Below are 24,055 nucleotides of genomic sequence, written 5' to 3'. Positions count from 1 at the left end.
CAAAGGTGGTAGCCGCTTAGGTGCTGCTGCCTTGAGCTCGACGATAGCCTCGAAGTTTCATTACTTGGGGGCTATCTGCCATGGGCACATCTTCACACGCACACGATCACCTGGAACAGGCGGAACAAGATCGGATCATTGCCCGGCGCCTGCCAGGCTGGATGCTGACAGTGAGCGCCGATCATGCACCGGTGTTACGCGAGGCGATGAATGGCAGCCTGGATTGCCGTTACCGAATTGCTGCCATGTTGCAGCGTGTCGAAGGCATCGAGCAGTTCACTGCCCCCATTCTGCAACGGGCGCTGCGCCAACGCTTCAACATCAAGCACGAGCTGGGCCAATTGTGGTTTCGCTCGACGTACGAGCGACCACTGAGTACCTATGCGCCTATCCGGGTACCTTTGAATGAAAAGGTTTACTACCAGATACCGCTGCTCGAAGCGGCATTGAGGAACTTTACCCAGGACGAGACACAGGCAAGCGGGCAAGCCCCTGGCAACGGACTGTACGATGCCGCCGGCGCCAGGCTTGATCAGCTCAGCGCCAGCCAATTTGCCAAGCTGGTACGCGAGCTGGACCTGGGTGAGCTTTACCAGAAGCATCTGGATGTTCACCTGAGCAATGCAGATGCCCAGGCACTGCTGACCGATCATATGCGTCACACCTTGCTGCTCGATGCTTTCAAGGCGCGTCATGACGCTGTGCTGAGTGAGGCCGAGCTGGAGTTGATCGTTGGCTTGTGGCGCAAGGGCTGGTTACCCCAGCTTGATGATTCGCGAGTCATTGGCAAGCGCCTGGAGGTTCTAGGTTGCCCGTTGCAACAGATTGTCGTGCTCGACGTTCGCGATGAAACCCTTGCCCCGATCCACACCTCGACCAAGCGCGTGCTCGTGTACATTCCGGGCGATCCGCATGGCCCTTGGAGCGCGCATGACGATGTGCACCGGTTTGCCCGCACCCTGCTGGGGCAACGGCTGCGCAACGCCGACTATCGCGCGTTCTTCGCCCGATTCCTGCGTAACCGCGACTGCCAGTCGTTTTTCTCGACGGTCGTCAACGGCTACAAGGATCTACCGGTCTGGGCCAACATCGATCTGCACGAGCGCATGCATCCCGTCGGTGGCTATCTGTTCAAGGACTTTGCCGCCATGCGCACGGCTCAGATCAAGAACGATGTGGCGCTCATTGCCACGCCAGTGGCGAAGCTGGACCGTGAGATCCAGGAGGCACATGAACAGTACCTGACCACCTTGGGTATAACACTGCTTGCCGCTGCCAGTCTGTACATTCCTGCTCTAGGCATTGCGCTGCTGGCCCTGATCGCCTGGCAGTGGTTGGGTGAGGTATTCGAGGCCGTAGAAAGTTGGCAGGAGGGTGAAACTCGAGAAGCGCTGGATCATGTTACTCATGTGGCCGTCGACGCTGCGCTGGTAGCCGCCGCGGGCGCGGCTGGCAGTACCGTGCAGCGCTTGTGGACACGTTCGGCACTGGTCGACAGCCTATCGCAGGCACGTCTGCAGGACGGTACACAACGCCTGTGGAATGCAGATCTGTCAGCGTTTCGCAGTGAACCGCCACTTGAGGCGATCTACGATGAACAAGGCTTCTGGCGCCATGGAGAACGGGCCTGGATTGCCATGGACGGGCATCACTATCGAGTCATCCAGCGAGAAGTGGATGGTCAATGGCAATTGCTGCCACGCGATGGCCATGGCCCTTTGCTGTTGCACAACGGCGCAGGTGCCTGGCGTTTGTGGAGCGAGCAACCCATGCAGTGGCAAGGCCGCCCCTACCTGTTCAGAAGGTTAGGTGGGCAGCTGGCGAGGCTGGAAGACGATCAGATCGAAGAGGTGATGGCCATTCATGGCATGGACGAACAGCACCTGCGAGCGCTCCATGTGCTAGGGCGGACACCTGAGCCTGGGTTGATCGACAGCAGCCTGCGAGTCTTGCTCGATCAGCGCATTCGCCAGCTGGTCAATCGGCTGCGCTCGGGTTTGCCGGGCGAGCAAGACAGCGTTGCGCTTGAAATGGCCCGCAGCCTGGAAGGGGCCAGTGGGCTGAGTGACCAGGACCTCGCCGAGCTGACTTGGAAACACAGACGCACATTGCTCCAGCGCCTCTATACCACCGAGGCCGGGGAAGGTGGCAGCGAAGAGCAAGTGCTGCGCCGTCTTTTCCCCAGCATGCATGGATATGCTGCGCGAGCGGTGTTAGCCCAAGCCAGCAGCGTGGACCGCATGCGCTTGCTGAACACTGGACGGGTGCCCCTAAGTATCGGCGAGGCGTGCACGCGGATGCTCGTGCCTATTCGCATGGCCCGGGCCTTCGAGTCGTTGTATTGGCAAACACCACAGAATCTTGATCTGGCACGAGTTACGCTTGGGATGCTCAAGCACCTTTCTGGCGCAGCAGCGGGGGTGCGCTGGAGCTTGTACGACGGCAATGCAGGCGCAATGGCCTTGGTGTCCATGGAAGAAGGGGCTGATCCGTTTGGTCTGGTGCACCGTGACGGTACCTTCCAGTGCGTCGATGCCCAAGGGAGGTTTGTTAGCGAAGCGGGGGAGCTGTTCGAGGTCATGGCTACAGCCTATGATGACGCTCATCGGGCTGCCCTGCAGATAGGGGAACCCTTTGCCCATAACCTTCGGGTAATGGTTACAAGGCTGGCGCAAGCACGGCGCCAGGAGGTCGAGCAGCTTCTAAGCCCCGCACGCCCGGGGAGACTGCGCTTGCCGACGCGGTTTGAGGATGGTCGGATAGGTTATCCGTTAAGCGGTCGTGGCGCAGGCTCGTCTCGCCCAGGGTATCGGCCTGGGCCTTTTCTGCACCGCGTACGGTACCTCTATCCGGCGCTCACCGATGAAGAAGTGTTCGCCTGGATCGAGCATGCCCGGCAGACGCCTATTGGGCTGGAGCGAACGCTGCAGCAGCATGAGCAAGAGTTTGCCGCGCTCAATACGCAGTTGCGCCGTTGGGTAAATCAGGGTGCCTCCGCTCAGGAAAGGGAAGACAGGCGTAGGTTGAGGCACGCATTACGCAACTGCTGGCAACGAACATTCGAGCAGGGCCGGCAAGCGAGCGGCACCAACACGGTTTATCGCTGGGACATTACCAACTCCCGCAGTCTCCCGGAGTTTCCTGAACCCATCATGTTCGACCACGTCCGTGCGCTGACGCTGCAACACATGCAGCTTGAGAGCGTCTCCGATAGCTTCTTGCGCGCATTTCCCAACGTGAACAGGGTGGAGATGCCCAACAACCGTATTACGCGGATACCTCAAGCACTGCTGAACATGCCCAACCTCCAGGCACTGGACCTGCACAATAACCGGATCAGCCTGGACCCCGGCCAGGCAACGATACTTGCCAGTTGCCCAAACCTGGAGTACGTCAACCTTTCACGCAACCCCTTGGGGCGCACGTTTTCGTTGAGCGGTCTCTCTCGCCTGACTGAGCTGCGACTGGCCGACACAGGCATCAGCAACTTGCCAAATGGGTTAATGCAGAGCACTTCGCTCAGAGCCGTCGACTTGCGCGGCAATTTGCTAACCGGCATGCCTGAAGGGTTTTACCAAAGCCGGTTGTGGGTCGAGGGCCGTGTGCAGCTGCATGGCAATCCCTTTACCGAAGCGGAGTCGTCGCGCTTGCGCAATGCCCTGCTGGCGGCTGCGGTCCCCGCTGAGGGCGAAATACCGGCACTGGTGTCGGCCCGGTTACGCTGGATGGATGCTGTTGGTGTCAGTATGCGTACCGAGCTGGGTGGGCATTGGCACATGCTGGAGGCATTGCCGAATGCTTCGCAGTTCTTCAATCTGATCGAGCGCTTGACGCAAACCGCCGACTTCCAGCACATGACCGGCGCACGCTTTCTGGCTGGCCGGGTACTGGAAATGATGCGTGCCATGACTCGCTCGGCGCAACTGTGCGGGGAACTGTTTGACAATGCTGCGCAATTGTCCTGTCAGGACAGTGTGGCCCTGCGTTTCAGTGATCTTGAACTGCGCGTGCTGGTCTGGCGTGCTCAAGCAGAGGCTGCAACGGGCAATCAAGAGCAGGTACTGCTGCGGTTGGGGCGTCAGCTGTGGCGGTTGGACGAGCTTGACCGGTTTGCATTGCAAGATATTCAGGCACGCCAGCTTGACGGGGGTGACCCGGATCAGATTGAAGTGGTGCTGGCCTATCGCGTGGCCTTGCGCGAGCAGCTCGATCTCCCCGTACTGACTCAAGGCATGACATACAGGGAGGTCGCCGGTGTCGACTCGGGACGCATTGCCCGCGCGCGCAATTGGGTGCAAAGCAACGAGACCGGCGAGCGACTGGCGAGTGCGTTGATCGAGCGGGAGTTCTGGCGAACCCATCTGCGCAGTGCCTACCAGGCACGATTCGAGGCACTCAATGCGCCATTTCACGAGCGCCTGGAGGCGTTGCAGGTAGACAGTGTTGCAGCAGAGGGGCAGCGCATAGCGCAAATAAACAGGGTCGCCAGTGAGCAGCGGCTTGCCGAGCGTGACCTGATGCATGCATTGACGCTCGAGGCCTTGGATGTGCATAGCGAGGCGCAAGTCATGTACGTTCGCTGATCTTGCCAGTACGGCCAGTGCCGCCGCTCTGGCCGCCGCTGCGCGTGGCCGTTTCAATGAACTATGCTCAGGTTCGGGTGCTGGCATTTCTCGGCGGTCAGGTGCCCTTGCTGAGACATGCGAAGTTACCTTTGCATGATCCATCTGGCTGTCCAGTTGGTTTAGGCTCGCACGTCGGATCTTTCTCCATGATCTGTAGTCTTTGGTTAATCGAGAGAATAAGGAGATACGCATGCTCGTCCGGTCACTGACCCTCGCCATCTTGCTCGCTGTTGCCGGCCCGCTGTTTGCTGCCGACAGTGACGCGCCGCTAGCCAAGGAGCTGGGCAAGGCCAGGCCATTGGTCGTCATCGCTCCGAGCAGTGCCGACCCCACCCTGCGCGGGTTGAACGAGGCCCTCAAGGACCCCGCTACCCAGGCAGGCTTCAAGGCGCGCAACCTGGTGCTGTTCAGCGTCGCCCAGATGATGGGCAAGCGTGAGGACAAGAACCTAGAACAGCAGACCACCATGGCCCTTATTCGCGAACTCAAGCTGGGCGCGAGCAAGGGCACCAAGGTGATCCTGGTGGGCCTGGACGGTGAGCGCCATGTGCTCAAGGATGATGAGTCAGGCGAGAAGATCGACCCGCAGGTGATCTTCAAGGCCGTCGATGAGTTGCCAGCGAGTGAGAAAGCAGCGAGTGCGCCAGAGCCGGTAGCGGCGGCTGCGCCTGAGCCGAAAGCCAAGGACAGCAAAGCTGCGAAACCTGCCAAACCCGCCAAACCTGCCGCGCCTCCAAAGCCATTGGATGACTGAGTGGTGCCAACCGTTGCGAATGATGGTTGGGTCCTACACCGGTTGCAGAATCAGGCGATATCGGCCAATTCTTCAGTTCGGTTGAATAGCTCCACTTCCTGAACAGAGTGGAGATACACCATGACTCATACCGTTAACAAACTCGGGCTGTTCGGTGCTGCGCTGATTGGCAGCATGGCCATTGGCAGCCAGGCGTTCGCCATCGAGCCTCTGCCCCAGGGCTATCAGCTAGCTGCAGCCAAGGCCCAAGGCGAGGGCAAGTGCGGGGAAGGCAAGTGCGGAGGCAACGACAAGGCCAGTCAGAGCGAAGGCAAATGTGGTGAAGGCAAGTGTGGCGGCAGTGACAAGGCCGGCAAAAGCGAAGGCAAGTGTGGTGAAGGCAAGTGCGGTGGTAGCAGCAGCCACGGCTAGAGCCCGTTCTGAATCCATTCCTTTGTAAAACATGACAACGCCCCGTCTGCTGGTCAGGTGGGGCGTTGTGCTTGTGATGGAGACTCAACGATGATGACCACACCCATGCACGCCGGTCTTGGCCTGCGTCGCAGCCTGATGCCCGAATTGCTGGCGCTGGAACCAGGCGCAGTGGACTTTCTGGAATGCGCCCCGGAAAACTGGATTGGTGTCGGTGGTGCCTTTGGCCAGGGCCTGGTGCAGCTGGCCGAGCGTTTTCCCCTGGCCTGCCATGGATTGTCGCTATCGCTGGGCGGCAGCTTGCCACTGGATCGAGAACTGCTCGAACAGGTCCGGCAGTTCATTGACCGTTATCACGTGCGCCTTTACAGCGAGCACCTGAGCTACTGCAGCGATGATGGTCACCTCTATGACCTGCTGCCGTTGCCCTTCACCGATGCGGCGGTGCGTCACGTCAGTGCGCGTATTCGCCAGGTACAGGATGTGTTGCAGCGGCGCATCGCCATTGAGAACATCAGCTACTATGTCGCTCCCTATCAGGCAATGACTGAGCTGGAGTTTATCCGTGCGGTGCTCGACGAAGCGGATTGCGAGCTGCTATTGGACGTCAACAATGTCTACGTCAATGCCTGCAACCATGGTTACGATGCGCTGGCATTTCTGCAGGGGCTGCCGGTGGCGCGGGTTACCGGCATGCACCTGGCGGGGCACCATGACGAGGCGCCTGATCTCATGGTCGACACGCACGGTGCAGCGGTCAAACCACAGGTCTGGACACTGTTCGCCAGCGCTTGCGAACGTTTTGGCATCCAGCCTACGGTGCTTGAACGCGACTTCAATTACCCGACCATGGGCGAACTGCTCGCAGAAGTAGCCCACATTCGTACTGTGCAGCAGGAGGTGGTGCATGCACGGTGTATTGCGTGAGCAGCAATTCTGCCTGGCGCGTCACCTGCGAGATCCTGAACGCCATGCGCCACCGGTCGGTCTGGAAGCCCGTCGTCTGAGGCTGTACAGGGAGCTGTTGTACGGGGGTATCGAGGCCCTGCTGGCAGGCAGTTTTCCGGTGCTGCGCAAGACGATGGGCGATCAGCGTTGGCATGCGCGAGTGCATGATTTCTATGCCCGCTATCGCTGCCGCTCGCCTTTGTTTACCAAGGTTGCGGATGCCTTCGTCGATTATCTGCAGGGCATCGAGCCCGATACGCCCTGGCAGCAGGAGCTGGCCCACTACGAGCTGATCGAATCGCAGTTGTATCTAAGCGATGCCCAGGATCCGCAACACGATCCCCACGGCGACCTGTTGCAAGGTGAGCCGTTGTTGTCGAGCACGGCTTGCGTTCTGGCCTACCGTTGGCCGGTGGAGCGCATCGGTCCGGCGTACCAACCGCTTGAGGCGCCTGCCTTTCCCACGTTGCTGTTGGTCTTTCGCGATGCCGCATTGCAGGTGCGTTTCGCCCGGCTCTCGCCCATGGCCTACCGTTTGCTGACCCAGGTCAAGGGCAATGGGCGAGAGCGGTTGCAGGCGTTGGCCGCAGACCTGCAGGAGGGTTTGGCGCTGCTCGAGAATCTGCGTGAACAAGGTGCCGTCATCGGCACGCGATGACGGCTAAAGGGGGCTGCCTTGGCAGCCCCTTTTGGGTCATCACCCCAGCACGCGGTTTCTGATCCAGTGGTCCAGGCTCAGACGCCCCGAACCTTTTAGTAGCAGCGGCAGCAGAGCGACCAGATAGATTAGCGGCAGCTTGAAGTTACCGAAGCCCTGGTCGGTGATGGCATAACCCTGGGCAAGTTCTGCAAGGCTCGACCAGTGTGCGGGCCAATGCACTGCAGCAATTGCTACCACGGTCACCACCATCAATCCAGCTGAAGCCAGCCGTGTGCCTAAGCCAAGCAAAAGCAGCAAGGGCAGCAGCAACTCCGCCCACATCGACAACTGCCAGTTCAGCTCCGCCGGCAGCACATTGAAAGGGAACGGGAAGTTAGCTTGAAGATCGCCGAACCAGTTGCTGCCGTTGAATTTCTCCCAGCCGGACTCGAAAAACTCCCAGGCCAGGAACAGCCGCAACGGCAGGTCGGCGCTCCAGCTGCCGAAGCGATCGACGATAGTGAAAGTACGGGTCAGTGTGGTCATGGTAGTCATCTCGTTTCAGGAAAGGGCAGAAGCCGTGCGGCGTTGCTGTTGGGCCAGCTTGGCGGTGAGCTTGAGGGCGATGGCGCTGAATATCAGGGCGAAGGCCAGCGGGTACCCGCCACCCATGGGGATGCGGTTGTAGAAGGACAGGCAGAACACCGCGGCCAGTACCCACATGCCGGTGCTGTGCAGGGCTTTCCAGGCACGGCCGCCAAGCAGGCGCATCGGTGCCTTGAACGAGGTCAGGGTGAGCAGCAGCAGGAACAGGTAACCGATGCTGCCAGGCAGGCTCGAGGTGACCGTGCGCCCGGCCCAGAACAGTTCAGGGAATTGCTGGGCGTAGCGGTAGATCAGCAGACCATGCACGGTATGCGAAAAGGCGAAGGCCAGGCCCACGTAGCGCCGCTCGCCCAGCAACCGGCGGCTGCCGCTGCCCGGCAGAAACGTGACCAGCGACGAGGCCAGAAACGCCAGCAGGAACAGCGCGAAAGAGCTGCGTGCAGTGGCGCGAATGGCGCTGCGCAGGCCATCCGCACCGGGCGGATGGCTTAACAGTACCAGCGCGGTCATGCACAAGGTCAGGCCCGCAAGGGCGGTGAACAGCTTCCAGCCGGAGGGCAGGGTGAGCGGCTTCATGTCTAAGGTCTCCCGGAGTGTCGTTGTGACCGGGAGTGTGCGGGGAGTGGGTATCTGTAGTGTGTCGGTGTAAACGGCTTTGTGTATCGGACTGTAGCCACCAAAGCTGTAGGCGGTCCGCGCGGGCCGCCCCGTCTGTCGTTACAGCTCGACCTGGGCGCACAGCCCGCCGCTTTTTCGGTTGCTCAAAGTCAACCTGCCGCCCATGGCCTGGGTCAGTTGCTGGGCAATGGCCAGGCCAAGGCCGGTACCGCCGGTGCTGCGATTGCGGGAACTCTCTACCCGGTAGAACGGTTTGAGTACTGCGTCCAGCTCATCGACAGGGATCCCCGGGCCTTCATCAAGCACCCGAATCAACGTTTTGCCCCGCTCACGGCTGACCTCAAGCTGCGCCTTGCCGGCAAACTTCAGGGCATTGTCCACCAGGTTCACCAGCACCCTGCGCAACGCGTGTGGGCGGGTTTCCAGCAGGCTGCCGGTATTGCCGTGGCGCTCGACCTGGGCGCCGCTGTCCTGGTAGTCGAACACAACGCTGTCGATGAAGGCGTCGAGGTTGATCCGGCAGGGCGCCTCGGTATTGATGTCCATGCTGCGGGCGTAGGCCACGCCCTCGCGGACCAGGTGCTCCATGGCGTCGAGGTCATGCCAGAGCTTGTCTTTCTCGACGCCTTCATCCATTACCTCGACACGCAGTTTCATGCGCGTGATCGGTGTTTGCAGGTCGTGAGAAATGGCTGCAAGCAACTGCATGCGTTCTTTCAGGTAGGCCGCAATGCGTGCCTGCAAGGCGTTGAACGCCACGGCGGCGTACTTGACCTCGCGCGGGCCGCTTTCGTCCAGCAGCACGCCGGGCTTGTCCGGGTCCAGGTTGTCCACGGCCTGGGCCAGGCGAGTCAGCGGGCCGATGGCCAAGCGTACGGCGAGCCAGGTGCAGAACAGTAAAACGCCCAGCTGAATCAGCAAGACCAGCGGTAGCCAGCGCGCCACCGGGACGGGGGCCGGCGTGACATCGATGGTCAGCGGCGCACCATCGGCCAGGCGCAGATGGGCCTGGAAGTGCGCGTTCGGGCCGGGAATTTCCTGGAAGCTGAGGCGGTAGTGGTTGCCAATGGCCTTGACGATCGATTCGGCAGCCATGGGCGGGTCGACGCTTGGCATTGCTTCACCCGTCAGGCCTTCGTCCAACCGGTAGCGATAGGTGCGTCGCTCCAGTCGCGGCAGCCAGGCGGCCCGCTCGGCTGCGGGCAGGCGGTCGAGGATGGCCACCGAGGTAGCAACGTCCAGCTCCAGATTGCTGAGCATCATCGAGCGGCTGCTGACATAGCGCTCATAGGCTTGCAAGCTGAATGACAAACCATAGGCCAGCACCAGCCCGGTGAAGAAGATGAGTGCCAGGCGTGAGGTGAGGGTGCGCGGCCACTTCATGACGGCGACTCGAGCAGTTGCACGGCAAGCGAGAACACATAGCCTTCACTGCGCACGGTCTTGATGCAGCTTGGCTCACGGGCATCGTCACCCAGGCGCTGGCGCAGGCGGCTGACCAGCAGGTCGATGGAGCGGTCGAAGATGTCGGCCTCGCGGCCCTGGGTCAGGTTCAGCAGCTGCTCGCGGCTGAGTACCCGTTGCGGATGGTCGAGGAACACCCGCAGCAGGCGGTATTCGGCACCGCTTAGGGCCACCAGGGTGCCTTCGCTGTCAAGCAGATGGCGAGCGGTGGTGTCCAGGCGCCATTGGCCGAAGGCGAGCAGACGGCTGCTTTCGCTGATGGTCAGGTTCGGCGGTAGCATGCGCGTGCGGCGTAGCACGGCATTGATGCGGGCCAGCAGTTCGCGGGCGGAGAATGGCTTGGTGAGGTAGTCGTCGGCGCCCATTTCCAGGCCGATGATACGGTCGGTCTCGTCGTTGCGCGCCGTCAGCATCAATACCGGCGTATTGCGGTGCTTGCCGGCTCGCAGTTCGCGGCAAAGCAGCAGGCCGTCGTCGCCGGGCATCATGATGTCAAGCACGACCAGGTCGACACTGTTGGCTTCGAGGAAGGCGCGCATCTGCCGACCATCGCCGACGATGCTGGTGCGCAAGCCGTTTTTTTTCAGGTAGTTGCCGACCAGCTCGCGGATCTCACGGTCATCGTCAACGATCAGGATGTGATCGACATGTTCCATTCGCAGGTTCCTGTTCTAAGGGGGAGTGGACGCAGTGTACCGAGCGCGTAGTGGCTTGCCTGTGGGGTTTTGTATTGCAGTGTATCTGCCTTGGCTACAGATACAGGAAGAAGCAGATCACAGGCCGTGGCGACACATGGGAGATACCTGGCAGGCGTGAAATGGCTCTCAACCGGGGAGCAGTGATCCCCATTCCTGAAAAGTGTTGCAAAGGAGAGACGCCATGAACTTCAAGACTATCGCCAGCGCCAGCCTGTTCGCCGTGCTCAGCTTCGGTGCCGTTGCCGCCAACGCCAGCTCCACCTCGATGAACGACGCGAGTGTCATGCAGTACCGCTACGGCGATCACCTGGATGTGAAGAAAGTGCTGTCGGTCAAAGATGAGCAGCGCCTTGCCTGTGGCCCGATCAATACGCGCATGGACTACCTCGACTCCACAGGCCAGCAGCAAAGCGTTGAATACCGCAGCTACGCCACGAGCGGTTGCCATGACAACTGATCGCCGATGGCTGCTGAAAGCAGGTGGCGTGGCCCTGGCGCTAATTGGCATGGGTCTCGCTGGAGGGCAACTGATGGCTCGCGACAACTACGGCGCCATGCCGTCGCTGGCCGGGGCCAGCCAGTGGCTCAACTCGGCGCCGCTCGATACCCAGGCGCTCAAGGGCAAGGTGGTGCTGGTGGACTTCTGGACCTGGGACTGCATCAACTGCCAGCGCAGCCTGCCGCACGTCAACGACTGGGCGCGGCGCTATGCCGACCAGGGGCTGGTGGTGATAGGCGTGCACACGCCGGAATACGACTACGAGCATGATGTGGGGCAGCTGAAGAGTAAGGTGGCCAGCCTGGGTATCGCGTATCCGGTGGCGGTGGATAACGACTATCAGGTGTGGAATGCCTGGGGTAACCAGTTCTGGCCGGCGCATTACTTTGTCGATCGCCACGGGCAAGTGCGGCATGTGCACTTCGGTGAGGGTGATTATGCCGGGCAGGAAAATGTGATCAAGGCGTTGCTGGATGAGAAAGGGTAGACCGTGTTGGCCCCTTCGTGGGCGCGCCCGCTCCCACAGGATCACCACGAAGCTCGAGACCTGTGGTTTTCCTGTGGGAGCGGGCGTGCCCGCGAAGAAGGCGGCGCGGCCTGTCAGGAGAAACTGGCGAAATGCGCCTGCATCCGTTCGGCATCCGCCTGTTTGCCACTGAACAGCTCGAACGCCTTCACGGCCTGGAACACCGCCATGTTGCTGCCATCGAGCGTGCGGCAACCCAACGCTCGTGCTGCTTTCAGCAGTTCGGTCTCCAGCGGGAAATAGATGATCTCAGCCACCCACAAACGTGGATGCAACAGCTCCACCGGCAGTGGCGTACCTGGCAATTTGGCCATGCCGACCGGCGTGGTATTGACCAATCCATCAGCCTCGGCCACTTCCACCGCAAGTTCCTTGCCCAGCACCGCCCGGCCTGCGCCGAAATGGCCGTTGAGGTTGTCGACCAACGCCTGCGCGCGCGCCGCATCCACTTCGAACAGCACCAGTTGCTCCACACCTTCGCTCAGAAGTGCATGGGCCACCGCCGAGCCGGCGCCGCCAGCGCCCATCTGCACCACGCGCCGGCGTGACACATCCGGGAGGCCACGGCGCAGGCCTTCGGCGAAGCCCAGGCAGTCGGTGTTGTGACCCACACGTTTGCCGTCCTTGAGCACAACGGTGTTCACCGCGCCAATGCCGCGTGCCTCGTCCGACAGCTCATCGAGCAGCGGGAGGATCGCCTGCTTGAACGGATAGGTGATGTTGAGCCCGGTAAAACCGGTGTGCTGGGCGGCATCGAGCAGTTGTGCCAGGGCACTGTCTTCGAGCTTGAGCTGGTCGGCGTCGATCAGGCGGTACAGATAGCGCATGTGCTGGGCGTCGCCTTCGTGCTCGTGCAGGGCAGGGGTGCGCGACAGCTGGATGCCACGGCCGATCAGGCCGGCAAGGATGGCGGGCTGGTTCATGCGCGCGGCTCCTGGAGCAGCTCGGCGAAGTGGCTCAGGGCCATGCGGTAGCCGTGGCTGCCCAAACCGCAGATCACGCCCACGGCGATTGACGAAACGAACGACAGGTGGCGGAACGGTTCGCGCTTGTGCACGTTGGACAGGTGCACTTCAATAACCGGCAGTTCGCTGGCCACCAGGGCATCGCGGATGGCCACCGAGGTGTGGGTCCAGGCACCGGGGTTGATCACGATACCGCTGCAGCGGCCACGGGCGGCGTGGATCCAGTCGATCAGTTCGCCTTCGTGATTGGTCTGGCGGAACTCGATTTCCAAACCGTGGGCATGGGCAGTGTCGGCGCAACCCTGGGCCAGGTCGGCAAGGGTTTCCCGGCCATACTGGGCGGGTTCGCGGGTCCCCAGCATGTTCAGGTTGGGGCCGTTGAGCACGAGAATAAGGGGCGTCATGACGGGCATCGCTTTGTTGTTGTTGAATGCCTCTATGTTTGTACCGGGTGGTTAATTCAGTCAATTGGATCGGGTGTCGCAGGGGGGCAAAGTGGGCGATTATCGGACTTGTTTACGCCGCAGGCCGATTACAGAATTGTAATTTTCACGCCACCACCCCGATAACAGCCCCTCCTTACAGTTCCTCGCCAACGCACGCCGACGAGGACGCCCGAAGTGCCCACCCCCCGCAAGATCGCCTTGCTCAGCCTGTTGCTGGCGGCTACCGCCAGCGCTCAGGCCGGGCAAGGCATGAGCCTGCCCGAGGCGCTGAGCGCCGCGTTTGCCAACAACCCTGATTTGGCCGCAGCCGGTCGCGAAATCGGCATCGCCGAAGGCGAGCGGCGCCAGGCCGGGTTGATCCCCAACCCGGAACTGGCCTGGGAAATGGAAGACACCCGCCGCGATACCAGCACCAGTACCGTGACCCTCAGCCAGCCACTGGAGCTGGGCGGCAAGCGCGGTTCGCGCATCGCGCTTGCTGGCGTCGGCCAGGCGATTGCCCAGCTGGACCTCGAGCGCCAGCGCAATGGTCTGCGCGCGGATGTAGTCCAGGCGTATCACGCTGCCCTGCGCGCACAGACAGCCGTGGAACTGGCGCAGCAGTCGCAGACGCTGACCGAACGCGGCTTGCGGGTGGTACAGGGCCGGGTCAGCGCCGGCCAGTCATCGCCGGTGGAAGCCACCCGCGCCCAGGTGCAGCTGGCCCAGGCCCAGGCCGAGCAGCGTCGCGCCGCCACCCAGCGCACGGTGGCCTACCAGGCGCTGGCGCGGTTGACCGGTAGCCCGCTGGCGGCCTTCGACCAGCTGCCCACGAGCAACCTGTCACCCGGCCAGGCCCCTTCAGCCGACACTTTGCTCAACCAGGTCGAACAGACCGTCGAATGGCGCCTGGCAGCCGCTCAGGTCGAGCGCGGCGAAGCGTCGCTGGGCGCGGAAAAGGCCCTGCGTATTCCCAACCTCACCGTGAGCGTCGGCAGCCAGTACAGCCGCGAAGACCGCGAACGGGTCAACGTGGTCGGCTTGTCGATGCCCTTGCCGTTGTTCGACCGCAACCAGGGCAACGTCCTGGCCGCCGCACGCCGCGCCGACCAGGCCCGTGATCTGCGCAACGCGGTCGAACTGCGCCTGCGCAGCGAAACCCGCAGCGCCGTCGATCAGTGGCGCACGGCAATGCAGGAGGTGCAGGCCTACGACCGCACCATCCTGCCGTCGGCGCAGCAGGCCGTGGACACCGCCACCCGAGGCTTCGAGATGGGCAAGTTCGCCTTCCTCGACGTGCTCGATGCCCAGCGCACCTTGATCGATGCACGCGGGCTGTATCTCGAGGCTCTGGCCTCAGCAACGGATGCACGGGCACAGGTCGAGCGGATCTACGGCGACCTGGAGGGTGTGAGCAAACATTCGAGCAGCAGGAGCAACAATGACTAACCCCCGCAAACTCGCGCTGCTGGCCGTTGCCATTGGCGCCCTCGGCATGGGTGGCCTGGCCTGGACCGGCAACCTTGGCCAGGCCAATAAAAGCGAGACACGCCATGACGACCATGGCGAAGACAGCCACGGCCACGATGAAGAGGCCGGCGAACAGCATCAGGAAAAGGAAGGCGCACTGCACCTTTCGGTCGCCCAGATCGAGTCGGCGGGCATCCAGCTTGCCGCCGCCGCCCCGCGTGAACTGGGCACCGCCATCAGTTTCCCCGGCGAGATCCGTTTCGACGAAGATCGCACGGCCCATGTAGTGCCGCGGGTGCCGGGGGTGGTCGAGGCGGTGCAGGCCGAGCTTGGCCAGGCGGTCAAACGCGGCCAGGTGTTGGCGGTGATCGCCAGCCAGCAGATTTCCGACCTGCGCAGCGAACAGCAGGCCGCCCAGCGTCGACTTGAGCTGGCGCGCCTGACCTTCCAGCGCGAGCAGCAACTGTGGCAGGAACGTATCAGCGCTGAGCAGGATTACCTGCAGGCGCGCCAGGCCTTGCAAGAGGCCGAGATCGCCCTGGCCAATGCCCGGCAGAAAGTGGCCGCTGTGGGCCCGGCAGGTGCCGGTAACCGCTACGAATTACGCGCCCCGTTCGATGCCGTGGTGGTGGAAAAACACCTGACCGTGGGCGAAGTGGTCGACGAGACCAGCAATGCCTTTACCCTGTCCGACCTCAGCCGGGTCTGGGCCACTTTCGCTGTCGCACCGCGTGACCTGGTCCGTGTTACCACCGGGCGCAGCGTGACCGTCAGCGCGCCGGACCTGGGCGCCGAAGTTGAAGGCAAGATCAACTACGTCGGCAGCCTGCTCGGTGAGCAGAACCGCGCCGCCACCGTACGCGCCACCTTGGCCAACCCCAACGGTGCGTGGCGCCCCGGGCTGTTTGTCAGCGTCGCGGTCAATGTCGAGCGCTTCAATGCCGCCGTGGTGGTGCCCGAGAGCGCTTTGCAGAACTGGGAGGAGCAGACGGTGGTGTTCGCCCGCACCGACGAAGGTTTCGAGGCTCGCCCGGTCAAGACCGGCCGCCGCGATGCTGGCCAGGTAGAGATCACCGCAGGCCTGGCGGCCGGCACCCAGGTGGCTGCCGCTGGCAGCTTTGTCCTCAAGTCCGAGCTCGGCAAGGCTTCTGCCGAGCACAGCCATTGATCGCGGGGACGCTTGCATGTTCGAACGCCTGATCCAATTTGCCATCGAGCAGCGCCTCGTAGTGATGCTCGGCGTGGTGCTGATGGCCGCCGTGGGCATCCACAGCTACCAGAAGCTGCCGATCGATGCGGTGCCTGATATCACCAACGTCCAGGTGCAGATCAACACCGCCGCGCCGGGCTATTCGCCACTGGAGACCGAACAGCGCATCACCTTCGCCATCGAGACGGCCATGGCCGGCCTGCCGGGCCTCAAGCAGACCCGTTCGCTGTCGCGCTCGGGGCTGTCGCAGGTGACAGTGATTTTCGATGATGGCACCGATCTCTTCTTCGCCCGGCAACTGGTCAACGAGCGCTTGCAGGTAGCCCGCGAGCAGCTGCCCGAAGGCATCGAGGCGGGTATGGGCCCAATCTCCACGGGCCTGGGCGAAATCTTCCTGTGGACCGTGGAGGCCGAGCAGGGTGCGCTCAAGGACGACGGTACACCCTACACGGCGACCGACCTGCGGGTAATCCAGGACTGGATCATCAAGCCGCAGCTGCGCAACGTGCGCGGTGTCGCCGAGGTCAACAGCATCGGCGGCCACGCCAAGCAATACCTGATTGCCCCGGAGCCCAAGCGCCTGGCGGCCTACAAGCTTACCCTCAACGACCTGATCGTGGCGCTGGAGCGCAACAACGCCAACGTCGGTGCCGGCTACATCGAGCGCAACGGCGAGCAGCTGCTGATCCGTGCACCGGGGCAGGTGGCCTCGACCGAGGATATCGCCAACATCGTCATCTCCAGCGTCGATGGCACGCCGATCCGCGTCAGCCATGTCGCCCAGGTCGGCCTGGGCGAAGAGCTGCGTTCCGGCGCGGCCACCGAAAACGGCCGTGAAGTGGTACTGGGCACGGTGTTCATGCTGATCGGCGAGAACAGCCGTACGGTGTCCCAGGCGGTGGCGGCCAAGCTCGCCGAGATCAACCGCAACCTGCCCAAGGGCGTGGTCGCGGTCACGGTCTACGACCGCACCAACCTGGTGGAAAAAGCCATTGCCACGGTGAAGAAGAACCTGGTCGAAGGCGCGATTCTGGTGATTGCCGTGCTGTTTCTGTTCCTCGGCAATATCCGCGCCGCGCTGATCACGGCCATGGTCATCCCGTTGTCGATGCTGTTCACCTTCACCGGCATGTTCAGCAACAAGGTCAGCGCCAACCTGATGAGCCTCGGCGCCCTGGACTTCGGCATCATCGTCGATGGCGCGGTGGTGATCGTCGAAAACGCCATCCGCCGCCTGGCCCATGCCCAACAGCGCCACGGCCGCATGCTGACCCGTGCCGAACGCTTCCACGAGGTGTTCGCCGCCGCCCGCGAGGCGCGCCGGCCGCTGATCTACGGGCAGTTGATCATCATGGTGGTGTACTTGCCGATCTTTGCCCTGACCGGGGTCGAGGGCAAGATGTTCCACCCGATGGCCTTCACTGTGGTGATGGCACTGCTGGGCGCGATGATCCTTTCGGTGACCTTCGTGCCGGCGGCCATCGCGCTGTTCGTCACCGGCAAGGTCAAGGAGGAAGAGGGCGTGGTCATGTGCACCGCTCGCCAGCGCTATGCGCCTGTGCTCGAGTGGGTGCTGGGCCGGCGCAAGCTGGCGTTTACCGCCGCCGCCGGGCTGGTGCTGCTGTCCGGGGCCATGGCCAGCCGCATGGGCAGCGAGTTCATCCCCAGCCTCAGCGAAGGCGACTTCGCCTTGCAGGCGCTGCGTGTGCCAGGCACCAGCCTGTCGCAGTCGGTGGACATGCAGCAGCGCCTGGAGCAGGCGATCATCGCCCAGGTGCCGGAAGTGGAGCGGGTCTTCGCCCGCACCGGCACCGCCGAGATCGCCTCCGACCCGATGCCGCCGAACATCTCCGATGCCTACGTGATGCTGCGCCCGCGCGAGCAGTGGGCCGACCCTGGCAAGCCCCGCGAGGAACTGATAGCCGAGGTCCAGCGTGCTGCAGCCAGCGTGCCGGGCAGCAACTACGAGCTGTCGCAACCCATCCAGTTGCGCTTCAACGAACTGATTTCCGGTGTGCGCAGCGATGTGGCAGTGAAGGTGTTCGGTGATGACATGGACGTGCTCAATCGCACCGCCGCGCAAATCGCCAGCAGCCTGCAGCAAGTGCCGGGCGCCTCGGAAGTGAAGGTCGAGCAAACCACCGGCCTGCCGGTGCTGACCATCGATATTGACCGCGACAAGGCCGCCCGCCATGGCCTGAATGTGGGCGACGTGCAGGACGCCATCGCCATTGCCGTCGGCGGGCGCTCGGCGGGCACGTTATACGAGGGCGATCGCCGCTTTGACATGGTGGTGCGCCTCGCCGAGGCCCTGCGTACCGATGTCGATGGCCTGGGCGGCCTGCTGATTCCGGTTCCTCCCAGTGCGGCAGCCGGTGCGGCACAGATCGGCTTCATCCCGCTGTCACAGGTGGCCACGCTGAAACTGCAACTGGGGCCAAACCAGGTCAGCCGCGAGGATGGCAAGCGCGTGGTGGTGGTCAGCGCCAATGTGCGCGGGCGGGACCTGGGTTCGTTCGTCGAGCAGGCCGAGCAGACGTTACTTGAACAGGTGCAGATCCCGCCGGGTTACTGGACCCGCTGGGGTGGCCAGTTCGAGCAGTTGCAGTCGGCGGCCGAGCGCCTGCAGGTGGTAGTGCCGGTGGCACTGCTATTGGTGATGGCCTTGCTGCTGATGATGTTCAACAACCTCAAGGACGGCCTGCTGGTGTTCACCGGCATTCCGTTTGCCTTGACCGGCGGGGTGCTGGCGTTGTGGTTGCGGGATATTCCGCTGTCGATTTCTGCAGGGGTGGGCTTCATCGCCTTGTCGGGGGTGGCGGTGCTCAATGGCCTGGTGATGATCGCCTTCATCCGCAACCTGCGTGAGGAGGGGCGCGGTTTGCGCGCGGCGGTCGAGGAGGGGGCGTTGACGCGCTTGCGGCCGGTGCTGATGACTGCGCTGGTGGCATCGCTTGGGTTCATCCCGATGGCCTTGGCTACCGGCACTGGGGCGGAAGTGCAGCGGCCGCTGGCGACGGTGGTGATTGGCGGGATCCTGTCTTCTACGGCGCTTACCTTGCTGGTGTTGCCGGCGCTGTATCAGTGGGCCTATAGACGCGAAGAGGATTGAGGTCACCGGGGCCGCAAAGCGGCCCCAAGTGTCTCAGGCGGAAGTGCGGATTTGAGGGGTCACATCATTTCCGACTTCATCATGCAACGAGATCCGCGATGTCTCCGGCAACGCCAACCCACCCACCAGCGCCACCAGCGCAATCACCACCAGGTAGAACGCCGGCGCCAGGCTGCTGCCGGTCTGCCCGATCAGCCAGGTCGCCACCAGCGGCGCGGTACCGCCAAACAGCGTATAGGCCACGTTGTAGGTGATCGCCGAAGCGGTATAGCGGGTACGGGTCGGGAAGCTTTCCGATAGCAACGCGGCCGTCACCACACCACTGCTCAGCGCCCCCACCGCCAGCAGGATCACCCCCAGCAGCGCGCCCGACATCGAGCCGGAACTGGCCAGCCAGTAGGCAGGGAATACGCAGACCATCACCCACAGGCAGGTAAAGCCGATGGTCTTGCGCCGCCCGACCCGGTCCGAAAAGGCCCCGGCCAGCGGGCAGCCGACGGCCGCGAACAGCAATGCCACGGTGGTCACCAGCAGCGACTGGGCGCGGGTCAGGTTGCCGACCAGTTGCAGGTAGGTGGCGAAGTAGGTGGTGAACATGTAGAACGACAGCGCCGTGAGCGAGATGAACATGCCCAGGTTACGGATCGCCCGGCCGTGGTTGCGCAGGGTTTCCTTGAGCGGCGAATGTTCATGTTCCTTGCCCTGGGCAACAGCGTCGCGGAACGCCGGGGTTTCCTCCATGCGCCAGCGCAGGTACAAACCTACCAGCCCCAGCGGCGCGGCCACGAGGAACGGGATGCGCCAGCCCCAGGCGCTCATGGCCTCGGCCGACAGGCTGGTCTCCAGGCCATAGGCGATCACCGCCGCACAGGCAAACGCGGAGAAAGTCGACACCGGCACGAAGCTGCCGTAGAAGGCACGCCTGTTGTGCGGCGCATGCTCCATCAGGTAGGCACAGGCACCGGCGTATTCGCCACCGGCAGAGAAGCCCTGCAGGCAGCGCGCCAGGGTCAGCAGCACCGGCGCAGCCAGGCCGATGCTGGCGTAGGTCGGCAGCAGGCCGATCAAGGTAGTGGAGCCGGCCATCAGCAGGATGGTCAGCGACAGGATGCGCTTGCGCCCCAGGCGGTCGCCGAGCGCGCCGAACACGATGCCGCCGAGCGGACGCAAGGCGAAGGCCACGGCGAACACGGCGAAGGTCTTGAGCAGGGCGACGCTGGCATCTTCGCTGGCGAAGAACTGGCTGGCGATCAGTGTGGCGAGGAAGCCATAGACGGCGAAGTCGAACCACTCGACGAAGTTGCCAATGGCCGAGGCGGCGATGACCCTGCGCAGGGTGGCGGGGGATACCTCATGCGATGCAGACATACGGAAGCTCTCCGGTTTCCATAGGCAGCCTGAATGAATGTGGCGCGCTCAGGGCGCGCCATCGTTGTTATCAGGGCCAGTAGACCGAGTAGCGCCGCAGGCTGCTTCGTTAAGGGCGACATCGGGATATCTGTTTCCACCGCCACTGGCGCTATGGTCGGCCCACCCGCCAAGGTGCGTATTCCATTTTGCTGGAGCCGTTGGCCACGCCATGCATATCTGGCGAAAAGCCTGGCATGAGGCTCAGGTCGAGCGCCATGCAGCGATGGGTGAGTCGAGCCTGTAAGTCGCCATCAAGGCGGAAGTCATCCGGCCGCAGGGGATGTTGATAGAGCTGCACCAGGCAACCTTCGACCTTACCCTGGGCATTGGCCTGGTAGTACACCGCTGCGTTGCCAACGCTGGTCACCGGTTCATCGCGCAACAGATGCTGCCACAGGTACTCGCGCTGTGCGTTCGCCACCCCGCGCACACTGCCAGACGCCTGGGCGGCGGTCGTCAGATTCACGACCAGCGGCGCGACGATCTCCACGGTGTTGTTTTCGTCATACAGGGCGTCGGGCACGATAGGGTAGATGGTCACCCAGCATTGCGCCTCTACCAAGCTGGCCAGTGTCTTGAAGTCCGAGCGTGGTATGTCGGCAGGCAGCAACAGGTCGTGGCGGGGGGGAGCCCTGAGGGCTTTGCAAGCGATGGGTGCGGAGTGCCTGTTCAAGGTGACCCGCAGCCTGACAACGCCGACCTGCTCGCCGGTGTTTGCGCTGGCGATACTGGAGCTGAGGGCTTGCTGCATGTCGTGAATGAAGGTCTTCGGGACCTTGGGTGGCGCTGGTTTGCTCTGGCAACCTGCCAAGGCGACCAAGGCAGCGGTGAGAAGCGCGGGGGATATCAATTTGAACACGGAACGTCCTTGCAGGTGCTTGAGCCAGCGCTTCATGGGCTGGCGTGGAGGAGGGTGCACATTATCAATGAGAGTGGACGAAGAAAGTGGCTTTTGGGGCTGTGGGAAACTTCCCAAAGTATGTGCCGGTGTGGTGGCCGGCACATACTGTGGCATCAGAAGCGCATATCCACCGCCACCTCGAAGGTCCGTGGCGCCCCCATGTAGTACTGCAGCCCATAGGCCTGCTTGGCATACACCTCATCGGTCAGGTTGCGCACCCGCCCGGTGATGGTGGTGTGTTCATCCAGCCGAAAGCGGGCAAAGGTGCCGAACAAGGTATAGGCCGGCGCTTTGAGGGTGTTGGCGTTGTCCGCGTACACCGAGCCGACATAGCGCGCATCCACCCCCGCCGACCAGGCCGAAGTGAGGCTGTAGGTCAGCCACAGGTTGGCGACATTGGCCGGTACGTTGACCGGGGCATTGCCCTTGCGCGACACCGATACGCCGTTGACTGCTTCGTTGAACGCATCGTACTGCGCGTCGACATAGGCGTAGTTGCCCTCGGCCACCAGCTTCGGCGTGACCTGCAGCCGCCCGGACAACTCGACCCCGCGCGAGGTCTGCTGTCCGGCCTGGACCGTCAGGTTGGGGTTGCTCGAATCGCGCACGGCAAAATCCTTGCGCACGATCTGGTACAGGGCCACGGTTGCCGCGCCGCGCCCTTCGAGGAAGTCGAACTTGCTGCCCACTTCCCATTGCTCGCCCTTGGACAGGTCGAAGGTACCGACGTTGGCGTAGGTGGCTGCCGCCAGCGAACCGGCCGGCAGGTCGGCGGCGGTGCTGTACTGGGCGTAGAGGCTGGCTGACGGCGTCAGTTCGTAGGTCAGGCCGATGCGCCCGGACAGCGGTTCCCAGCGCCGCTCGAAGTACGCCGGTGAAGTGGGTGTCACTGCGCCGTAGTTAGTTACCTCCATGTCCAGGTAGTCGTAACGCAGGGCCGTGAGCAGGGCCAGGCGATCGGTCAGTTGCAGGCGGTTCTCGGCGAATACGGCGCGGTTGCTGGTGACATGCCGGCGCTGCTTGGTCAGCCCGGCGTTCACCCCGGGGATGTCGTAGAAACTACCGGGATCGAAGTGGTCCGGGTCGACCACGTCGGTCCAGCTCCCGGCGGTCGGGTACACGCTCTGGCGCATGTGCGAGTAGTCCAGGCCCAGCGACCATTGGCTGGCCAGGCCGAACAGCGAGTTGTCGTGGCGCAGTTCGATGCGGTCGCCCAGCACGCTTTGCTCGTGGCGCTGCAGGTAGGGGCTGGCGCGCTGCACGTTGCCGTCGCGGGTGTAGCTGTAGCGCTCGACGTTGCGGTAATCGCGCTGGGCGCTGTAGTGGTAGAGGGTGTTGTGCACGCTGGTGCTGTCGCTGAGCTGGTAGTCGAGCAGCGAACGCAGCCAGCGCACTCGCTGCTCATACCGGCCATCGGCGACGTTGTAGTTCTCGAAGCGGCGGCTGTTGTCGATCTTCATGGTGCTGCGGCCCGGCAGGATCGGCGCGCCCCAGTATGGGCTGCGTTCGCGGTCCTCCTGATACTCCAGGGCCAGGGTGTGGGTCAGGTTGGGCGTCAGGTCGCTGAGCACGGAAAACGCCAGGCTGTCGGTCTTGCGCTGGTTGCGGTCGATGTAGCCATTGCCATCGGTGTGGCTGAAGTCCAGGCGCATGAAGTGACGGGCATCGGCCGGGTTGCTGGCCAGGGCCTGGTTGATGCCGATGGCCAGCTCCGAGTCGTCGTAACTGCCGTAGCGCACGCGGCCATCGAAGGTCTGCTGATCGCGGGTGGCGGTCTTGCTGATGTAGTTGATCGAGCCGCCCACGGCACCTGCGCCATGCAGGAAGGAGGACGGCCCGCCGAGCAGCTCGACGCGGTCCAACCCCCAGGCGTCCACTGGCCGGGTGGCACTGCTGTAGCCGAGGTTGATGCCGTTGTAGAGCTGGGTCACCTGGTTCTGGGTGAAGCCGCGGTAGCTGACGAAACCGCCGTAGCCCGGGTTGGCCGACGCGTTGACGCCGGTCATGGCGTTGATCACGTCCTGGCTGTCCTTGGCGCCACGGGCTTCGATGATGCGCCGGTCCGAGACGCTCACCGACGCCGGCGTTTCGCGCGCCGTAAGGCCAAGCCGCGAGCCGGTACTGATCGGCTCGTCCAGTTGCACACCGGAAGGCGCATCGCGTTCGCCATCGATGGTGGTGGCGCTGAGTTCGACGGCGGCATCGTCCGCCCAGGCGAAGGTGCAGGTGCCCAAGAGGAGCACCAGGGAGGTATTGCGAAGCATGTTGTTGGGTCTTCCACGCAAAGGTCATGGCTGACGGCGAGCGCGCAGGCAAGCGCGCCCGGCTGAAGTCAGGCGATTTGAGTAACGGCTGCGGGGAAGACGGCAGGGGGCGCGCGGGGGGTAAGGGCAGGGCGTTGATAACGGGGCGGCGGTTGCGCCCAGCTGCGCACGACGATGGGCGAGGTGGCAGTGACTTGTGCCGGGCTGAACGACCAGCCACCGCTGGCGAGCGGCACGGCCAGGCCGAACGAGGAGCACACCGGGCAGTCGACCTGGGCCATGTGCTGGTCGCCACCGGCACCGTCGAGGTCGATGGCCACGCCGTGCTCGCTGTTGATCGAGCAGAAACCACCTTGCAGGCCGGCCAGGCGCAGGCCACCCATCTGACCGTGATGCAGGCCGCACAGCAACAGGCTGAACAGGACGCTGGCATAGAGCGTCCAGGCAGTCAGCGTGCGAGTGTGCCGGGTGATTTTCATGGCGGCGAATCTATCACCCCGACGAACGGC

At 63.1% G+C, this 24,055-nt stretch carries 19 protein-coding genes and 1 pseudogene; 10 read left to right on the top strand and 10 right to left on the bottom strand.

Going from position 1 to position 24,055, the window contains the following annotated elements:
* The first annotated feature begins 245 nt into the window (after positions 1-245).
* From APH28_RS16245 to APH28_RS16225, 5 genes and pseudogenes are all read left to right on the top strand, one after another.
* Complete coding sequence (locus tag APH28_RS16245) at positions 246-4,583, top strand: NEL-type E3 ubiquitin ligase domain-containing protein (RefSeq protein ID WP_177334269.1); 4,338 nt, start codon at positions 246-248, stop codon at positions 4,581-4,583.
* Between the two features lie 232 nt (positions 4,584-4,815).
* On the top strand, positions 4,816-5,379 hold the full coding sequence (locus tag APH28_RS16240) for a DUF4174 domain-containing protein (RefSeq protein ID WP_060511008.1): 564 nt from the start codon (positions 4,816-4,818) through the stop codon (positions 5,377-5,379).
* Positions 5,380-5,499: 120 nt separating this feature from the next.
* Positions 5,500-5,778 (top strand): annotated as a pseudogene (locus tag APH28_RS16235) (EF-hand domain-containing protein); the annotation flags it as partial.
* 102 nt (positions 5,779-5,880) lie between these two features.
* Positions 5,881-6,717 (top strand): DUF692 domain-containing protein, encoded by an 837-nt coding sequence (locus tag APH28_RS16230; protein ID WP_060511006.1) that lies wholly within the window; start codon positions 5,881-5,883, stop codon positions 6,715-6,717.
* Positions 6,698-7,396 carry a DUF2063 domain-containing protein gene (locus APH28_RS16225; RefSeq protein ID WP_060511004.1) on the top strand — a complete coding sequence of 233 codons (699 nt, stop codon included), beginning with the start codon at positions 6,698-6,700 and terminating at the stop codon, positions 7,394-7,396. Before APH28_RS16230 ends, APH28_RS16225 begins: the two co-directional genes overlap by 20 nt.
* A gap of 39 nt (positions 7,397-7,435) precedes the next feature.
* Here the strand turns inward: APH28_RS16225 and APH28_RS16220 are convergent, their stop codons facing one another.
* The 4 genes from APH28_RS16220 to APH28_RS16205 all read right to left on the bottom strand — a co-directional run bounded on the left by APH28_RS16220 (position 7,436) and on the right by APH28_RS16205 (position 10,722).
* Positions 7,436-7,924: a DoxX family protein gene (locus APH28_RS16220; protein WP_060511002.1), complete on the bottom strand. Its 489-nt coding sequence runs from the start codon at positions 7,922-7,924 to the stop codon at positions 7,436-7,438.
* A gap of 15 nt (positions 7,925-7,939) precedes the next feature.
* Positions 7,940-8,560: a ferric reductase-like transmembrane domain-containing protein gene (locus APH28_RS16215; RefSeq protein ID WP_060511000.1), complete on the bottom strand. Its 621-nt coding sequence runs from the start codon at positions 8,558-8,560 to the stop codon at positions 7,940-7,942.
* Positions 8,561-8,701: 141 nt separating this feature from the next.
* Positions 8,702-9,985 (bottom strand): HAMP domain-containing sensor histidine kinase, encoded by a 1,284-nt coding sequence (locus APH28_RS16210; protein WP_060510998.1) that lies wholly within the window; start codon positions 9,983-9,985, stop codon positions 8,702-8,704.
* The gene (locus tag APH28_RS16205; protein WP_060510996.1) at positions 9,982-10,722 is read right to left on the bottom strand and encodes a response regulator; all 741 of its coding nucleotides are present in this window, start codon (positions 10,720-10,722) and stop codon (positions 9,982-9,984) included. Before APH28_RS16205 ends, APH28_RS16210 begins: the two co-directional genes overlap by 4 nt.
* A gap of 223 nt (positions 10,723-10,945) precedes the next feature.
* Here APH28_RS16205 and APH28_RS16200 point away from each other — a divergent pair, with 223 nt between their 5' ends.
* Positions 10,946-11,221: a DUF2790 domain-containing protein gene (locus tag APH28_RS16200; RefSeq protein WP_060510994.1), complete on the top strand. Its 276-nt coding sequence runs from the start codon at positions 10,946-10,948 to the stop codon at positions 11,219-11,221.
* Entirely contained in the window at positions 11,211-11,750 is a 540-nt protein-coding gene (locus tag APH28_RS16195; protein WP_082432311.1) for a thioredoxin family protein, read from the top strand. Before APH28_RS16200 ends, APH28_RS16195 begins: the two co-directional genes overlap by 11 nt.
* A gap of 113 nt (positions 11,751-11,863) precedes the next feature.
* Here the strand turns inward: APH28_RS16195 and APH28_RS16190 are convergent, their stop codons facing one another.
* Both APH28_RS16190 and aroQ read right to left on the bottom strand, forming a co-directional pair.
* Complete coding sequence (locus APH28_RS16190) at positions 11,864-12,712, bottom strand: shikimate dehydrogenase (RefSeq protein WP_060510992.1); 849 nt, start codon at positions 12,710-12,712, stop codon at positions 11,864-11,866.
* Positions 12,709-13,158 carry a type II 3-dehydroquinate dehydratase gene (gene aroQ / locus APH28_RS16185; RefSeq protein ID WP_060510990.1) on the bottom strand — a complete coding sequence of 150 codons (450 nt, stop codon included), beginning with the start codon at positions 13,156-13,158 and terminating at the stop codon, positions 12,709-12,711. The genes APH28_RS16190 and aroQ overlap by 4 nt, the downstream gene beginning before the upstream one ends.
* Positions 13,159-13,374: 216 nt before the next feature.
* On the opposite strand from aroQ, the gene APH28_RS16180 reads away from it, so the two are divergent.
* From APH28_RS16180 to APH28_RS16170, 3 genes are read left to right on the top strand one after another with little or no spacing between them, the layout of a single operon-like run.
* Complete coding sequence (locus tag APH28_RS16180) at positions 13,375-14,628, top strand: TolC family protein (RefSeq protein WP_060510988.1); 1,254 nt, start codon at positions 13,375-13,377, stop codon at positions 14,626-14,628.
* Positions 14,621-15,817: an efflux RND transporter periplasmic adaptor subunit gene (locus APH28_RS16175; RefSeq protein WP_060510986.1), complete on the top strand. Its 1,197-nt coding sequence runs from the start codon at positions 14,621-14,623 to the stop codon at positions 15,815-15,817. Before APH28_RS16180 ends, APH28_RS16175 begins: the two co-directional genes overlap by 8 nt.
* A 16-nt stretch (positions 15,818-15,833) precedes the next feature.
* Complete coding sequence (locus tag APH28_RS16170; RefSeq protein ID WP_060510984.1) at positions 15,834-18,971, top strand: CusA/CzcA family heavy metal efflux RND transporter; 3,138 nt, start codon at positions 15,834-15,836, stop codon at positions 18,969-18,971.
* A gap of 33 nt (positions 18,972-19,004) precedes the next feature.
* Here the strand turns inward: APH28_RS16170 and APH28_RS16165 are convergent, their stop codons facing one another.
* The 4 genes from APH28_RS16165 to APH28_RS16150 all read right to left on the bottom strand — a co-directional run bounded on the left by APH28_RS16165 (position 19,005) and on the right by APH28_RS16150 (position 24,025).
* Positions 19,005-20,339 (bottom strand): MFS transporter, encoded by a 1,335-nt coding sequence (locus APH28_RS16165; protein WP_060510982.1) that lies wholly within the window; start codon positions 20,337-20,339, stop codon positions 19,005-19,007.
* A gap of 151 nt (positions 20,340-20,490) precedes the next feature.
* A complete protein-coding gene (locus APH28_RS16160; protein WP_060511087.1) occupies positions 20,491-21,240 on the bottom strand; it encodes a hypothetical protein in 750 nt (249 codons plus the stop codon).
* A 155-nt stretch (positions 21,241-21,395) separates the two neighbouring features.
* Complete coding sequence (locus APH28_RS16155) at positions 21,396-23,546, bottom strand: TonB-dependent siderophore receptor (protein ID WP_060510980.1); 2,151 nt, start codon at positions 23,544-23,546, stop codon at positions 21,396-21,398.
* Positions 23,547-23,614: 68 nt separating this feature from the next.
* The gene (locus tag APH28_RS16150) at positions 23,615-24,025 is read right to left on the bottom strand and encodes a DUF2946 family protein (RefSeq protein ID WP_060510979.1); all 411 of its coding nucleotides are present in this window, start codon (positions 24,023-24,025) and stop codon (positions 23,615-23,617) included.
* Between the last annotated feature and the right edge of the window lie 30 nt (positions 24,026-24,055).

This window comes from Pseudomonas sp. NBRC 111124 (assembly GCF_001320245.1).
GTDB lineage: Bacteria > Pseudomonadota > Gammaproteobacteria > Pseudomonadales > Pseudomonadaceae > Aquipseudomonas.
The sequence above is the reverse complement of the archived record's forward strand: the minus strand, read 5'-3'. Positions and strand labels throughout refer to the sequence as shown.